The 16473-nt window shown below is 57.6% G+C and carries 13 protein-coding genes; 5 read left to right on the top strand and 8 right to left on the bottom strand.

The features are described 5' to 3' along the window. The first annotated feature begins 55 nt into the window (after window positions 1–55). From urtA to urtE, 5 genes are all read left to right on the top strand, one after another. Window positions 56–1330, top strand: a complete 1275-nt coding sequence (gene urtA, locus SHIM_RS10530) for an urea ABC transporter substrate-binding protein (RefSeq protein WP_054002938.1) — start codon at window positions 56–58, stop codon at window positions 1328–1330. 78 nt (window positions 1331–1408) lie between these two features. Next, complete coding sequence (urtB, locus tag SHIM_RS10525; RefSeq protein WP_054002607.1) at window positions 1409–3352, top strand: urea ABC transporter permease subunit UrtB; 1944 nt, start codon at window positions 1409–1411, stop codon at window positions 3350–3352. After that, window positions 3353–4609, top strand: coding sequence for an urea ABC transporter permease subunit UrtC (gene urtC / locus SHIM_RS10520; protein ID WP_054002606.1), 1257 nt, complete (start codon window positions 3353–3355; stop codon window positions 4607–4609). It abuts the gene before it with no gap. Then, window positions 4606–5346 (top strand): urea ABC transporter ATP-binding protein UrtD, encoded by a 741-nt coding sequence (gene urtD / locus SHIM_RS10515; RefSeq protein ID WP_054002605.1) that lies wholly within the window; start codon window positions 4606–4608, stop codon window positions 5344–5346. The genes urtC and urtD overlap by 4 nt, the downstream gene beginning before the upstream one ends. Further along, entirely contained in the window at window positions 5336–6043 is a 708-nt protein-coding gene (urtE, locus tag SHIM_RS10510; RefSeq protein WP_054002604.1) for an urea ABC transporter ATP-binding subunit UrtE, read from the top strand. The genes urtD and urtE overlap by 11 nt, the downstream gene beginning before the upstream one ends. Here the strand turns inward: urtE and SHIM_RS10505 are convergent. The 8 genes from SHIM_RS10505 to SHIM_RS10470 form a co-directional block, all read right to left on the bottom strand. Further along, window positions 6040–7455, bottom strand: a complete 1416-nt coding sequence (locus SHIM_RS10505) for an MATE family efflux transporter (RefSeq protein ID WP_241488834.1) — start codon at window positions 7453–7455, stop codon at window positions 6040–6042. The two genes, urtE and SHIM_RS10505, sit on opposite strands and share 4 nt — an antisense overlap. Continuing rightward, window positions 7452–9431 (bottom strand): cation:proton antiporter domain-containing protein, encoded by a 1980-nt coding sequence (locus tag SHIM_RS10500; RefSeq protein ID WP_054002603.1) that lies wholly within the window; start codon window positions 9429–9431, stop codon window positions 7452–7454. Before SHIM_RS10500 ends, SHIM_RS10505 begins: the two co-directional genes overlap by 4 nt. Next, window positions 9428–10045, bottom strand: a complete 618-nt coding sequence (locus SHIM_RS10495; protein WP_082358363.1) for an NAD(P)H-dependent oxidoreductase — start codon at window positions 10043–10045, stop codon at window positions 9428–9430. Before SHIM_RS10495 ends, SHIM_RS10500 begins: the two co-directional genes overlap by 4 nt. 155 nt (window positions 10046–10200) lie before the next feature. Then, window positions 10201–11421 carry an aminopeptidase P family protein gene (locus tag SHIM_RS10490; protein WP_054002602.1) on the bottom strand — a complete coding sequence of 407 codons (1221 nt, stop codon included), beginning with the start codon at window positions 11419–11421 and terminating at the stop codon, window positions 10201–10203. Window positions 11422–11582: 161 nt separating this feature from the next. Beyond that, window positions 11583–12794, bottom strand: coding sequence for an ABC transporter permease subunit (locus SHIM_RS10485; RefSeq protein ID WP_054002601.1), 1212 nt, complete (start codon window positions 12792–12794; stop codon window positions 11583–11585). Between the two features lie 5 nt (window positions 12795–12799). Then, window positions 12800–14086 carry an ABC transporter permease gene (locus SHIM_RS10480; RefSeq protein WP_054002600.1) on the bottom strand — a complete coding sequence of 429 codons (1287 nt, stop codon included), beginning with the start codon at window positions 14084–14086 and terminating at the stop codon, window positions 12800–12802. Between the two features lie 97 nt (window positions 14087–14183). Further along, a complete protein-coding gene (locus tag SHIM_RS10475; protein ID WP_054002599.1) occupies window positions 14184–15272 on the bottom strand; it encodes an extracellular solute-binding protein in 1089 nt (362 codons plus the stop codon). An 81-nt stretch (window positions 15273–15353) separates the two neighbouring features. Further along, complete coding sequence (locus tag SHIM_RS10470; protein ID WP_054002937.1) at window positions 15354–16454, bottom strand: ABC transporter ATP-binding protein; 1101 nt, start codon at window positions 16452–16454, stop codon at window positions 15354–15356. Window positions 16455–16473 lie beyond the last annotated feature (19 nt).

Below are 16473 nucleotides of genomic sequence, written 5' to 3'. Positions count from 1 at the left end.
GGGGGAGTTTGAAATGCTTCGCAAGACCGCTGCGCGTCGTAAGAAGGGATCTACGATGTCACTTAAACTACTTGGCGCCACGACCGCGTTGATGATGACCGCAGCCATGCCCGCTCTGGCTGATTGTCCAGTAAAAGTAGGTGTTTTGCACTCTCTGTCAGGCACTATGGCCATCTCCGAAACCACTCTGAAAGACACTATGGAGCTGCTGATCGAAGAGCAGAACGCCAAGGGTGGCGTTTTGGGTTGTGAGATCGAAGCTGTTGTTGTCGACCCGGCCTCAGACTGGCCGCTGTTCGCTGAAAAAGCGCGCGAGCTTCTGACAGTGCACGACGTTGACGTGATCTTCGGCAACTGGACGTCCGTGTCGCGCAAATCCGTGCTGCCAGTGATCGAAGAGCTCAACGGCCTGCTGTTCTACCCTGTGCAGTACGAAGGCGAGGAAAGCTCCAAAAACGTCTTCTATACCGGTGCCGCACCTAACCAACAGGCGATCCCGGCAACCGACTACTTCCTCGAAGAGCTGGAAGTTGAGAAATTCGCGCTGCTGGGTACCGACTATGTGTACCCACGGACAACAAACAACATTCTCGAAAGCTACCTGCAGCAAAAAGGTATCGCCGCTGACGATATCTTCGTGAACTACACCCCTTTTGGCCACTCTGACTGGTCCAAGATCGTTGCTGACGTTGTGGCGCTTGGCGCAGACGGCAAAAAAGTCGGCGTGATCTCCACGATCAACGGCGACGCAAACGTTGGCTTCTACAAAGAGCTGGCTGCTGCCGGTATCTCTGCGGACGACATTCCAGTTGTGGCCTTCTCGGTTGGTGAAGAAGAACTCTCCGGTCTGGACACCTCCAACCTCGTGGGTCACCTCGCAGCATGGAACTACTTCCAGTCTGCAGAATCCGACGCCAACGACACCTTCATCGCCGCTTGGAAAGCCAAGATGGGCGAAGAGCGCGTGACCAACGATCCAATGGAAGCCCACTTCATCGGCTTTAACATGTGGGTGAACGCCGCGACTGCAGCCGGTTCCACCGAAGTTGATGCAGTGCGCACCGCGATGTACGGCCAAGAGTACCCGAACCTGACCGGTGGCACCGCGACAATGCTGCCAAACCACCACCTGTCCAAGCCGGTTCTGATCGGTGAAATTCAGGAAGACGGTCAGTTCGACATCATCTCCCAAACCACCGAAGTTCCGGGCGATGCTTGGACAGACTTCCTGCCGGAATCTGCGGTTCTGGTCTCGGATTGGAAAGAACTGGGTTGCGGCATGTACAACACCGAAACCAAATCCTGCGTTCAGATCAAATCCAACTACTGATCTGACCAGCTGACATTTCCGGGCGCATCACTGCGGTGCGCCCGGACCCTGCCAAAGACCCTCTCAGGACATCAGAATATGCTGACCCTATGCCGCCTTCTGGTCGCTTGCATGGCGCTCTGCCTGCACGCTCTCCCGGCAACATCCCAGACTGCCGACGCCCCTATCCAGATGCTCTTGCAAGAGCACGGCGAGATCCTCAAAAAGTCCTCGCGCAAAACTATCGGGCCCGCCATCACCGCGCTTGCCGACAGCGGCCTTGAGGATGCACAAGTGGTTCTGGAACGCTGGCAAACCAAGGACATGTGGTTCAGCAAAGAAACCGGCCTCTTCGTCTTTGCACAAAAGGCAGACAGCAAGACGCTCACGCTTTTTGACGTCGCAGGCAACGCCGCCCTCGGCGACGCCCCCAAGAAAGAATTCAAACAACTCAAACCCAATTCCGGCATCCGCGGCCTGATTGGCGCAGCTCTGGTGCAGTTCCAACTCAACAGTCCCGACATCGCCACCCGCGCCACCGCGCTCACCGCGATCGAACGCGACGCCGAGGCCTCCCATTTGCTGGCCCTGCGCGGCTCGATCGAGGGCGAAACCGACGCGGATCTCAAAGGCCAGAAACAACGTCTCGAACGGCTTCTGACCATTCGCTTCTCTGAGGACGACGTCGACCGCATTGTCGCAATCAACGGCTTTGCCGGAGACCTTGGCGTCGACGTCCGCGCCGCGCTGAACCCGCTGGTTGCCACAGCCCTCGACGCAGCGGCCACCCTCCCCGAAGGCGCCATGCCGGTCGACCTGCCTCCGCAAGACGCCTATGCATTTCTCGTCGGCAAAGGCCTCGCGCCCGCGCACGTCTCGTCGGACACCATCCACGACACGCTGATCGCCAACATCAATGGCACCGAGGTCGCAGGCGTTCAGGTGGCCTCTCTGGACACAGACGCCGCCCGCCTCGCGGCCTACACAACGCTGGTCAAGCAGGGCGACGCCGCCCCTGCGGTCACCGACGCCGACATCACAGCAACCTTGGCGCAGTTCCAGTTCTTCCAGACCTACACCAACGCGCCGATCGCCGTGGCTTTGGCGGCACAGACCGTGCTGGACGGAATTGAAACCAGCGTGGCCTTGAACCAAGCCGCTGACCTCGCGCTCGACGCGATTTCTCTCGCGTCGATCTATTTTCTCGCCGCCATCGGCCTCGCCATCACCTTTGGCGTTATGGGCGTGATCAACATGGCGCACGGCGAATTCATCATGATGGGCGCCTATACAGGCTATGTGGTGCAGCTTGTTGTGCCCGACTACACGCTCTCCATCATCATCGCGATCCCCGCCGCCTTTGCTGTGACTTTCGCTGCCGGTGTCGCCATGGAACGGCTGGTGATCCGCTGGCTCTACCACCGCCCGCTGGAAACCCTTTTGGCCACGTTCGGCGTTTCTATCGCCCTGCAGCAACTGGCGAAAAACATCTTCGGCACGCAGGCGCGTCCGCTTACCGCTCCGGGATGGCTCGACGGGTCGTGGATCATCAACGACGTCGTTTCGATCAGCTACATCCGCATCGCGATCTTTGTGTTGGCTCTGCTGTTCCTCGGCATGTTCCTCTTCGTGATGAACCGCACCCGCCTCGGGCTAGAGGTCCGCGCCGTCACGCAGAACCCGCGCATGGCGTCCTCGATGGGCATCAACCCTGACCGCATCAACATGCTGACTTTTGGCTTCGGTTCCGGCATCGCCGGTATCGCGGGCGTCGCCATTGGCCTCTATGCCAAGGTCACCTCTGAAATGGGCACGGACTATATCGTGCAGTCCTTCATGACGGTGGTTGTTGGTGGCGTTGGCAACATCTGGGGCACGCTTCTTGGGGCCACAATGGTCGGCTCACTGCAAAAGGGCATCGAGTGGCTGAACCCGTCAAATACACTTGCGGCACAGACCTACATGATCCTCTTCATCATCTTCTTCATTCAGTTCCGGCCCCGAGGTATCATCGCCCTCAAAGGCCGCGCGGCGGAGGCTTAAATGTCTGATCTTGCACTCACCCCGCCTCGCAAGTCCTTTGTGGCCCGCTACCCGGCGGTGCTGATTTTCCTGGCAACACTTGCGATCTTTACGGTTGGAGTGACCGTGCTGGCCGAAGGCTTCGGCATCGGCGTCATCTCCACGTCTTTTGTGAAAACCTTGGGCAAAACGCTCTGCCTCTGCATGGTCGCACTCGCGATGGATCTTGTCTGGGGCTACTGCGGTATCTTGTCTCTCGGGCACATGGCGTTCTTTGGCATCGGCGGCTACGCCATCGGCATGTGGCTGATGTATGCGCGCACCGAAATCATCGTCACCGCCTCTCTCGCCAATGCCCCACTGCCGCCCACACCGGCCGAAGTCTCCGACGGCATTGCGTCGCAGATTTTTGGGGTCGTTGGCGCATCCGAGTTTCCGCCAATCTGGGCCCTCGCCCATTCGTTCCCGCTGCAACTCGCCGCCGTCGTGATTGTTCCCGGCCTTCTGGCCTTTGTGTTTGGCTGGCTCGCCTTCCGCAGCCGTGTCACTGGTGTCTACTTGTCCATTCTGACCCAAGCTATGACACTCGCCCTCTCGCTGTTCCTCTTTCAAAACGACAGCGGATTGCGTGGCAACAACGGCCTGTCGGGGCTGCAAAACCTGCCCGGACTGGACCACGTGCCGCAATCCACGATTTCCATTGTGTTCTTATGGGCATCCGCCCTCGCACTCGCGCTGGCCTTTGTTCTGTGCTCATGGGTCATTTCCGGCAAATTCGGCTCTGTGATCCGCGCCATCCGCGACGACGAGGCGCGCGTGCGTTTCCTTGGCTATTCGGTTGAGGCCTACAAGCTCTTCATATTCACCTTCACCGCGATCATCGCGGGCGTCGCAGGCGCGCTGTATTACCCACAAGCGGGCATCATCAACCCCGCCGAAATCGCGCCTATCGCCTCGATCTACCTCGCGGTTTGGGTCGCCATCGGCGGGCGCGGCAAGCTCTACGGCGCAGTTATCGGCGCAGCTTTTGTCTCGCTCTTGTCCACATGGTTCACCGGCGGCCAAGCCCCCGACATCAATCTCGGCATCTACACCATCCAATGGGTCAACTGGTGGACGATCCTTCTGGGCATCTCGTTCGTGGCCGTCACAATCTTTGCGCCACGCGGCATTGGCGGACTGTTTGATCTGATCTCCGAGCGTCGCGCGCCCGACCGCCACGGCGCAGCTCTCGGGCCAGGCGCAGGCGCGCTGCAGGAAAAGGAGGCCGACCAATGAGCACGCTTCTCGAAGTCTCTGGTGTTTCGGTGTCCTTTGACGGGTTCAAGGCCATCAACAACCTCGCCTTTCAGATCGGCCCTTCAGAAATGCGCGCCGTGATCGGCCCCAACGGGGCTGGCAAGACCACATTTATGGACATCATCACGGGCAAAACCAAACCGGACGAAGGTCGTGTCTTATGGGGCGAGAAATCGGTCTCACTCCTGTCCATGACCGAAAGCCGCATCGCGCAGGCAGGCGTTGGGCGCAAATTCCAACGCCCCACAGTTTTCGAAGACCAAACCGTCGCGGAAAACCTCATGCTCGCGCTAAAAAATGACCGTTCGCCGTTTGCGGTTCTGGGGTTTCGCCCGAAACAACACGATCACGACAAGGTCGCCGAAATCGCGGATCAGATCGGCCTCTCTGCCGCGCTCTACCGCAAATCCGGAGAGCTGTCTCACGGGCAAAAACAGTGGCTCGAAATTGGCATGTTGCTGTCGCAGGACCCCAAACTTCTGCTGGTGGACGAACCCGCCGCAGGCATGAGCCCGTCTGAGCGCGAACACACCACGGAGCTGCTTGTCGAAGCCGCCAAGACCCGCGCGGTGGTGGTTGTGGAACATGATATGGAATTTGTCCGTCGTCTGGATTGCCGGGTGACAGTGCTTCACGAAGGCTCGGTGCTGGCCGAAGGCTCGCTTGACCACGTGACCAGCGATGAACGCGTAATCGAGGTGTACCTTGGCCGATAATCTCCTTCAGATCGACGACTTGACGCTGCACTACGGCGGTAGTCAAATCCTCAACGGCGTCTCGCTTGCTGCCAACATCGGCGAGGTTGTCTGCGTCATGGGCACCAATGGCGTTGGCAAAACCAGCTTGCTTAAGGCGCTCTCGGGCACGCACGCCCACAGCGGCGGCGGCTACCAGTTTGACGGCGAAACCATCGCCAAAGCCTCCGCCCACGGACTTGCCCAAAACGGTGTCGCATACGTGCCGCAGGGGCGTGAAATCTTTCCGTTTCTGACCGTGAAGGAAAACTTGGAGACCGGTTTTGCCTGCCTGCCGCGTTCTGATCATAAAATTCCGGACGAAATCTTCGACCTTTTCCCGATCCTCAAGGATTTCCTCGCCCGCCGCGGCGGCGATCTGTCCGGCGGGCAGCAACAGCAACTCGCCATCGCCCGCGCGCTCATCACCCGCCCCAAACTCTTGCTGCTGGATGAACCAACCGAGGGCATCCAGCCCAACATCATCAAACAAATCGGTGACGTCATCCGCCACCTGCGCGGCCAAGGCGAGATGTGCATCATTCTGGTCGAACAGTTCTTTGATTTTGCCTACGACCTTGGCGACCGCTTTGTGGTGATGGATCGCGGCACAGTCAAACTCACCGGCACCGCGCAAACCATCGCCAAAGACGCTTTGCGTGACGCGGTCTCCGTCTAACGGTTTTTCACCCGCGCCCCCAACGAACCATCAATTGACCCGCTCAAATTTGGATGATGCGGGTCAACCTCTGTGGGCTTGGGCAGCTTGGCGAACGCCCTGTTCACCATGATCCAGCTCACAGCCGCAAAGATCATCCCGCCAGCGGCCTGCCCCAACAACACACCTGACGCTCCCGCTATCTGCCCGCCAAGCAGCGCAAACGGCCAGGTGCCCAACGTGTGTCGCCCCCAATTCACCCAGGTTGAATAAATCGGATACCCGAGGTTGTTGAAACTCGCATTGCCAACAAAAATCAAACCGTTGAACACCGACGCCAGCGCCAGTGGTCCACAAAACAAATAGATCAGCGTTCGCGTCTCGCCTTGCGCCTGAAACAGGTCCGCAATCGGCGCACGCAACGCAAACAAGACAACCGTCATCAGCACCACATAGATCGCCGTGAACTTTAGGCCCGCCAAATACGCCCCGCGAACGCGATCAGTTTTTCCAGCCCCAAAATTCTGCCCGATGATTGGACCAATCGCACCCGACAGTGCAAAGATCACCGAAAAGGCAACCGGCATCAGCCGCCCGATCACGGCCATGCCCGCCACGGCGTCGGTGCCGAATTGCGCGATTTCGCGGACAATAATCGCGTTGCCGACCGGTGTCGCCACATTGGTCAACACCGCCGGCACCGCAATGGCGCGAACCGCTTGAAAATCATCCCTGACCTGCCCCACCGAAGGCCGCGCGAACCCGCCATAGGTCCGGATGGCAGGCAAAAGCGCAAAGATCATCATCGCAATGCGCGCCACCACCGAAGCAATAGCCGCCCCGTCGAGCCCCAGACCAACCGCGAATATCAGGATCGGGTCCAGCACCGCATTGACCACGCCCCCATACAATGTCGCCTGCATCGCGCGCCGCGCATCGCCAAACGCGCGCAACACCGCCATACCGGTCATCGCAAGCGCCATCACCCACATGGTCGGCAGGATGAACCAGACGTAGCGCGCCGACAGCCGCAGGACTTCTCCTTGTGCGCCCAACGCCTCCAAGATGGCCTCGACGTTCCACAGGATCACGCCTGGCAGCAACAGCCCTACCACCACACCCACAGTCGCCACGCTTGTCGCGTATTTTCTGGCTTGACTGTCCCGCCCGGCACCGATTTCACGCGCCACCAAAGAGCCTGCCGCAATCGACAGCCCTACATTGATAGAATTGGTGAAAAACAACAGCGACGCCGCATACCCTACAGCCGCCGCCAATGCGTCGTTGCCCAGCATCGCAATGAACGCCATATCGACAAAATCGACGGCGAAAATGGCCATCAAGCCGATGCTGGTCGTCAACGACATACGCGTGACGTGCCGCATCAGGCTGCCTTCAAGGAAGACCGCCGACTTGCCGCCCTGCGCACTCACGTTTTGTCCGCTTCCTGCTCGGCGTCCAGATCTTCCCGCGACGGTGGCGTCCACCCCCGATCGGTCCGCACATGAAACGCTTTGCCATTGCCCGACAGAATATCGTCGCGCTGGCTGGCCACCTCTTTTAGTTTCTCCAGATACTCTTCGTTCTCATACGCCGGAATTTTCGGATCATATACCGACGCGAGCGTCAGAAGCGTGGCTTTGTCATCATCCACAAAAGCCTGCGCCAACATCTCTGCATCAAAGGCATGCATCCCCAGTTCCTCATATGCTGACCGACCGGCCCGCACCGCGCTATCGAACGTATCGCGTACAATGTGCGTGGCGCCTGCGGCATAAAGTTCATAGACATGGTGCCGGTCCACGGCCCGTGCCACGATGCCCAATTTGGGGTGCTCGTGGCGTACGTGCCGCACAAGTTCGGTTGCCGCATCCCGCTGGTCAATTGCAACGACCAGCAACCGCGCCTCACGAAGTCCCGCGGCATGCAGCAAATCCGGCCGCGTCGCGTCCCCAAAGAACACTTTCACACCAAAACGGCGCAACCTTTCCAACTGAACCGAGGAGTGGTCCAATACCGTTGTCGAATAACCGGCGGCCCGCATCATCCGGTTAACGACCCCGCCAAAACGGCCATGCCCTGCGATGATGATCTGGCCGGTTTCGTCAATTTCGTCCGGCTCCTGCTCCGTTTCCCCCGCCATGCGTGGCAGGATCACTTTTTCATGAAAAATGAACAGCAAAGGCGTCAGCATCATCGACAGTGCCACAACCAGCAACAGCTGGTCCGCGACCACGGGCGGCAGCACATTGTTGGCAACCGTAAAGGACAACAAGACAAACCCAAATTCACCCGCCTGCGCCAATCCGAGGCCAAACAGGTATTTGTCACCACCCTTCAATTTGAAAATCCGCGCCAACCCGAACAGCACGGCCGACTTTATCGCCATCAAACCAAGGGTCAGACCCAGAAAGGTGCCAAAACTGCCAAAGAGCAGACCAAAATTCACCGCCGCACCAACAGTCATAAAGAACAATCCCAGCAGCAGCCCCCTGAACGGGTCGATGTCGCTTTCAAGTTCATGCCGGTATTCGCTGTTGGCCAGAACAACGCCCGCAAGAAAAGTGCCCAATGCAGGCGACAATCCGACCAACGTCATCAACAGCGCGATGCCGATCACAAACAGCAATGCGGTGGCGACAAACAACTCTCGCAGATTGGCCATCTCCACGAAACGGAACACTGGTGTCGTAAGATAAGCCCCGCCCATGATCACTCCAGCAATTGCTGCTATCGTAGCCAGCGCCGCCTGCCATGCCGGCAAGTTTTCCACCAGATTGATGTTCATGCCATGACCGCCGCCATGGTCCTCCCCGTGTGTCTCTCCATGCGCGGCCTCGGCCACACTTTCGGCGCCATGTCCCGCCACAACATGCCCGCCGACATCCGCCAACTCCGGCAGCGCCAAAAGCGGGATCAACGCCAACATCGGAATGACAGCGATGTCCTGAAACAGCAGCACCGAGAAACTCGCCTGCCCACCGTCGGATTTCATCAGACCCTTTTCGTTGAGCGTCTGCAGCACGATCGCCGTCGAAGACAGCGCCAGCACCAGACCACAGGCTAACGCGACAGACCACGACAGGCCAAAGACCATCGCCACGCCCATCACCAGCGCTGTGGTCACGCCAACCTGCAAGCCCCCCAACCCCAACAGCCGATGGCGCATTTGCCAGAGCATTTTGGGTTCCAGTTCAAGCCCGACAAGAAACAGCATCATCACCACGCCAAACTCGGCAAAATGCTGGATTGCAACAACATCCACTTGTAGCGCGGCAAGGATCGGGCTGATGGCCACGCCGGCGATCAGATAGCCAAGCACGGATCCTAATCCCAAGCGCGACGCGATGGGGACAGCCACCACTCCGGCAGCCAGAAATACGAACGCAAGAACCAGAAAATCAGTCATTGAGCAGGGCTCCCTTCGGGCCGACGCGATACCGACGCGATACTGTCGTGATACAGACAGCCCTCAGCCTCGGCTTTGTCCAAATCAATCCGGTCATCGCGCAACCCGCTCAACAGGTCCGCAAACCCCTGCGCATGGGCCGCCGGATCTGCCCTCAAAGCATCGTAAAACACGTAAGGCGCCGCAAATCGCATCTTGCAAAGTCGTGCAGTTTGCTCGAACGGCGTCAGAAATGTGCGCAGCGGAAAGTGTTGATAGCCGCCCTCGGAATAAGCGTCCTGAGGTCCCGCGGCCGTCACCGCCAGCATCATCCATTTGCCGCAAAGCTTGTCGCCATCCTTGCCGTAAGCAAACCCATGTTCCAGCGTCAAATCGATCCACTCTTTCAGCAAAGACGGCGCTGAATACCAAAACACCGGAAACTGAAACAGGACCACATCGTGATCAATCAGGCGACGTTGCTCCCGATCAATGTTCACATTATGGCGCGGATATTCAGCGTAAAGGTCGACACGTGTCACCCCCTCAACCGGCTGTGACGCATCCCACATCGCCTTGTTTGTATGGGAGAACCTGTGCCCGGGATGGGCGTAATAGTGAATAACCTTAGCCATAAAACCTCCCAATGTTCACGTCGGGGCCATAGCCCCGCCCATTGGTCTCATGGCCCAACCACAAAACCTGCCCGCTTCTTTTTTGATAAGCGGCACGGGCTTTTGGAGCAAGCAAATCAGGTGCGCAGACCACCCTGCGCACCCGCATAGATCTGTCAGGCGTCGATGATATTGTGCTCGGGCCCATAGGGGAATCCGGTGATGTTTTCCGCACCACTGTCCCCGACCACCAAAATGTCATGCTCGCGATAACCGCCTGCCCCTGGCGTGCCTTCGGGCACCCAGATCATCGGCTCAATCGACACGACCATGCCCGGCTCGAGCGCTGTGTCGATGTCCTCGCGCAGCTCAAGTCCTGCCTCGCGGCCATAGTAATGGCTGAGAACACCAAACGAATGCCCATAGCCAAACGAGCGGTATTGCAGCAGACCTTCGCTTTCAAAGAACCGGTTAATCTCCTGCGTGATCCCCGAGCAGGTCGCACCGGGTTTGATCAGGCTCAGACCCAACTCATGCGCCGCCACGTTGGCCTCCCAGAGGCGCAAAGATGCAGCATCGGGAGCACCGCAAAACAAAGTACGCTCCAGCGCCGTATAGTAGCCGGAGATCATCGGAAACGTGTTCAGGGACAGGATATCGCCCTTTTCAAGCGCACGCTTTGTCACCGGATTGTGGGCGCCGTCAGTGTTGAGACCGGATTGAAACCAAACCCAGGTGTCACGGTATTCCGCATCAGGATAGGCCCGGGCAATCTCGACCTCCATCGCGTCACGCCCCGCCATTGCTATTTCGATTTCGGTTGCACCCTCGCGGATCGCCGCATGAATGGCCGCACCACCAACGTCAGCCGTCCGCGCGCCACCTTTGATCAACGTGATTTCCTCTTCGGACTTCACCATGCGGGCTTGCATGGTGGCAGGCGCGATGTCCACCAACTCAGGCGCACCAAGGAGATCTAGTGCAAGATCCCTCTGCGCAAGCGTCAGATGGTCATTCTCAACGCCAATCCGGCGCGCATTGCCAACCAAAGACGCCACAGCCCGCCAATAGTTATTCCGCTGCCAATCCGTGTAAATTACATTGTTTTCCACCGATCGCCGCCACGGTTGACCCGCGTCAATGTTGGCGGAAACCGTCGTGCAGTCGTCCATCGTAACGACGCAGCCATAAGGCCGTCCAAAAGAGCAATACAGAAAGCCCGAGTAGTAGGCGATATTGTGCATCGACGTCAGCAGAACAGCAGGAATGTCCCGCGCTTGCATGATCGCACGCAGCGCCGCCAAACGGCGGGCGTATTCCGCCTTGCTGAACGGCAAAGGCGCTTTGTCGCCATTGGGGCGGTTAAAAAACTCTGGGCGGTTTGAAAGGTCAGTCATCTTAGTCACTCCTGTCCGGGTAGAACAGGTCACCCGGCCACAAAGTCCCGGCGTTCAGGACAAGGCGGCCTCGGCAAGCGAGGACCCTGCAGCCCGTGTGTCCACGACGCCATCGCGGACGGCCTGCATATCAGAACGGCTAAAACATCACTCGCAGTTGGTCAAGTCGGGCTCATACCGCGCAACCGCTCAGACCGGCGGCGCAGAATTTCGACCGTCGCCAACAACAGGATTGAAATGCCCACAAGGATCGTCGCCACCGCAAGAATGGTTGGGCTGATCTGCTCGCGCAGGCCAGTAAACATCTGCCACGGCAGCGTCTTTTGGCTGGCCGACCCGACAAACAACACCACAACCACTTCGTCAAACGAGGTAATGAAAGCAAACAGCCCGCCCGAGATCACACCCGGCAAAATCAGCGGCATTTGCACGCGGAAGAACGTCGTGACCGGATTGGCGCCCATATTGGCCGCGGCCCGCGTCAGCGAATGGTCAAAGCCCACAAGCGTAGCTGTGACCGTGATGATCACAAAGGGAATGCCCAACACAGCATGCGCCAACACCACTTTGACATAGCCGACAAAGGTCTTTGGCAAACCCAGTGTGCCTTCCAGCCAATTGCCGATGTCGCTGTAGAAAAAGAACATACCGGTGGCCGAAATGATCAGCGGCACGATCATCGGTGAAATCAGAATGGCCATGATCGCCCGACGTCCGGGCACATGGCTCTGGCTCAGGCCGATTGCGGCCAAGGTACCAAGGCTGACCGAAATCACCGTCGCAATCGGCGCAATGATCAGCGAGTTTTTGAAACTGCGCTGCCATTCATTGTTGGTGAAGAAGTCACGATAGTGCTTGAGCGAATAGCCTTCGGGATCAAACCGCAGCATTTCCGGCGTAAAGGTAAAGAAATCTTCGGCATTGAACGACAGCGGCATCACAACAAGGATAGGCGTGATCAGGAAGACAAAAATCGACCCGCAAATCACACGGAACGTATAGTGCCACAGCACTTGTCGCCCTGACAGATAGGGCAACAGCTTGGCGCGATACCGTCCTTCGTAAAGCCAGTAGGTTATCCAATGAAAGAACCAACCTGACAGGGCACCGATGATTGCCCCGGGCAAGCCTGCGAAAAAGAATCCAAGGGCTGCGACGCCGACAATAGCAATCCATTTTGCCATCTGCTCATTCTTGAGACCCAGAATGAAGACAGCCCCCATCGCCGCCACAATCACGGCGCCGATCAGTATCCCAAGGGACGCAGAGCCGTTGGCCGTGCCAACGAACAGCCCCAGCAGCGCGCCGAAGGCCGCCGTGGTTGGCAAAACAAAAGACAAAGGTTTGCGGGAAATTGGAGTGAGTGATGCCATCTGTCTTATCCCAACTTCACATTGTCGATGCCGACGATCTTGTCGTAGGCCCAATAGAGGATCAGCACGACCGCAAGCAGGATCGTCCCCAACGCAGCCGCCAGACCCCAGTTCAACGAACTAGAGATGTGATAGGCAATGCGGTTCGAAATAAAGACACCTTTGGTGCCGCCCACGATTTCCGGCGTGATGTAATAGCCGATCGAGAGAATGAAAACGAGGATCGAACCCGCGCCGATGCCCGGCACCGAAAGCGGGAAATACACCCGCCAGAATGCGGTCCAGTTGGTCGCACCCATCGATTTGGCCGCCCGCAAATACGTCGGCTGGATGGTGCGCATTACCGAATACATCGGAAGGATCATGAAGGGCAACAGGATGTGCGTCATCGCAATGATCGTGCCGGTCTGGTTGTTGATCAACACAAGCCGCGAGGCGTCAGAAACCATTCCCAGCCACACAAGCACGTCATTGATCACGCCTTGTTGTTGCAGCATCACTTTCCACGCCGACGTCCGCACCAGAAGCGACGTCCAGAACGGCAACAAAACCAAGATCATCAGCATGTTGGCAGAGCGCGCGGGCAGGTTCGCCAGCAGCCACGCCGCCGGATAGGCCAGTGCGATACAGGAACAGGTGATGATCATCGACATGATCAACGTGCGCTTAAACAGCGTGATCAGAATGCGTTTGTCCTCAGGCTGCGCTTGCGCCCCGTCTGGCGTGCGCTGCATGTCGATGGCGTTCAGGAAATAGCCGTTGGTGATCGCGACCGAATGCGTTTTGATCACTGACCACGTTTCATGCTCGCCCCACTTCTTGTCGATCTCAATCAACTGGTCTTTGAACGGCCCGTCAGTTGCTGGATCAAGCTTTTTAATCTGTCGCCCGGATTTGCGAAACAGCGACGACATGCCCGTTTTTTCATAGTTCATTCGCGTCCCAAGACGCGTGTGCCTTTTGGCGTCGATGGCAATGACCATGTCCGCCACGAAGGCTGCATAAAGCGGCTCGTCCGGCAACTCTCCGGTCGACGCATCCCAGGCCTGCAGTTCGACAACCGTCAATGGGAGCGTTTGCTCAACCATGCCGTTTTCAACAGACCGAAACAGCATCGAGCCAATCGGAATAATAAAAGAGACGAGGACGAAAATCAGAAGCGGCGCAATCAGCGCCATCGCACGCATTTTTTGAACCCGCAAGGACCGCGCCAGGCTGCGTTTCAACGGTGTGCCATCTGCGGCCAACACCGGACCCGCCTTTGCCGTATCCGGCTGCGTTGCGTCGCTCATATTCCTGATCCCGTCGGTTGTTTGCTCGGTGGTTTTTCCACCGTTTTGGGGTCTGAGGGGGCGAGGCCCGCCCCCTCAGGAAGTCATAGACAGGCGATTATTTCGCCAACCACGCCTGGAATTTGGCGTCGATGTCGTCACGGTAGTCAGCCCAGAACTCGTAGTTGTAGAGGAACGTGTTCTTTGCGTTTTCCGGATCGGTTGGCATGTGTGGTGCCATTTCGATGCCCATGTCGGCGTGCTTGCCAACCAGCGGAGCAGACGACTTACGTGCAGGACCGTACGAGATGTACTTGGCCTGATCCGCCAGACGCTGGGTGTCTGTTGCAAACATGATGTAGTCCAGAGCCTGTGCTTTACGCTCATCGGACAGACCGGCAGGAATAATCCAACCATCAAGGTCAAACACCTGCGCGTCCCAAAGCATGGCAACTGGCTGTTTCTGCTCTTCGATGACCGAGAACAGACGACCGTTGTAGGTCGAGCCCATCACAACTTCACCATCAGCCAGCAGCTGAGGTGTGTCAGCACCAGCAGACCACCAGATCACGTCGTCTTTGATGGTGTCGAGTTTCGCCAGCGCTTTGTCCTGACCTTCTGGGGTCGCCAGAACGTCATAAACGTCGCTTTTTGCAACGCCGTCACACAGCAAAGCCCATTCCATGTTGTTGATTGGACGCTTTTCCAGCGAACGCTTGCCAGGATAGGCGTCGGTGTCAAAAACGGCACAGATTTCGGTCGGCGCAGTGTCACCCACCAGATCGGTGCGATAGCCAAACGCGGTCGAGTAAACGATCTGCGGAATGAAGCAATCAGAGACCAGCAGGTCACCGAAGTCTTCGGACGCAGGCGTGCCATCAGGTGCGGCCGCCAGCATTGTGTCGGCGTCGATTTCCATCGCCAGGCCTTCGTCACACAGACGGATCGCGTCCGCTGCAACAACGTCCACAACGTCCCATGTTACGTTGCCGGCTTCGTCCATCGCGCGCAGCTTGGCCACGGCTTCAGCGGAGCTGTCATCGTTGATGATGCTAACGCCGGTTTTTGCCGTATAGGGCTCGTGATACGCACGCAGCTGCGATTTGGAATATGCACCGCCCCAAGACACGATGGTCATTTCCTGGGCCATAGCGGCAGGGGCCACCAGTGCTGTTGTGACGACAAGAGCTGTCAGTTTGGTTTTCATTTCATACACTCCTTATTGAACTCTTTGATTGATTGATTGGTTTTTCCGGATCTTGCGCCCGGGTTTTCAAGTGCCAACGCCTTATGCGTCCAGCGCACGGCAATCCTGCGGCAACCAGCCGATTTCGATGTCTTGCCCAGCCTGAAGCTTGATGGCATCCGGCGCGTTTCGCGTTTTGACGACGAAGTCATCATTGCCGGCAACCGACAGGCGGAAACGGAAAATGTCGCCCATATAGATGAACTCAATCACCTTGGCCTTCAGCGTATGCGCTTTAGGGTTCAGGCGATCTTTGTTGAACTCAACACGCTCGGGGCGGATCGACACTTTGGTCCGTTCTCCCACCTTGGAAACGTTGATCGGCTTGGCGTCTATTTCATCGCCATTGTCCAGTTTAATCACACAGGTATCGCCGCTGATTGACGTCACCACGCCTTCGAGCGTGTTGTTTTCGCCAATGAACTGCGCAACGAAACTGTTTTCCGGCTCTTCATAAAGCTGATCAGGCGGTGCCAGCTGCTGAATGCGGCCATCGTCAAACACCGCCACGCGGTCCGACATGGTCAAAGCTTCGGTTTGATCGTGTGTCACATAAACTGTGGTGATGCCCAACTCATGCGCGAGACGCGTGATCTCAAACTGCATGTGTTCGCGCAGCTGTTTGTCCAGCGCGCCAAGCGGTTCGTCCATCAGAACCAGTTCGGGTTCAAACACCAACGCGCGCGCCAACGCGATCCGTTGCTGTTGCCCGCCCGAAAGCTGTGCCGGTCTACGCCCGCCAAATTCGCCCATCTGCACCATGTCCAGAGCGCGTTTAACTTTGGCTTCACGCTCAGACTTGCCCAGCTTGCGAACTTCCAATGGAAACGAAAGATTCTCTGCCACCGTCATGTGCGGGAACAAAGCATAGTTCTGAAAAACCATGCCAATTCCGCGCTTGTGTGGTGGGATGTTGTTGATGGACGTGCCACCCAACAGGATCTCTCCGTGAGTGGCAGTCTCAAAGCCGGCCAACATCATAAGGCAGGTGGTTTTGCCAGACCCCGACGGGCCCAACATTGTCAGAAACTCACCCCTCGGCAGGGAAAGGTTCAGGTCCTTCACAACGAGAATTTCGCCGTCGTATGATTTTTGCACACGTTTGAATTCGACAAACGCATCGTGGTTTCCCGTTTCGGCCACGGTATCTCCCTGTCTTCCC

Origin of the sequence: Shimia sp. SK013, from assembly GCF_001292625.1 — a bacterium.
In the GTDB taxonomy this organism is placed as follows: domain Bacteria; phylum Pseudomonadota; class Alphaproteobacteria; order Rhodobacterales; family Rhodobacteraceae; genus Shimia.
The sequence above is the reverse complement of the archived record's forward strand: the minus strand, read 5'-3'. Positions and strand labels throughout refer to the sequence as shown.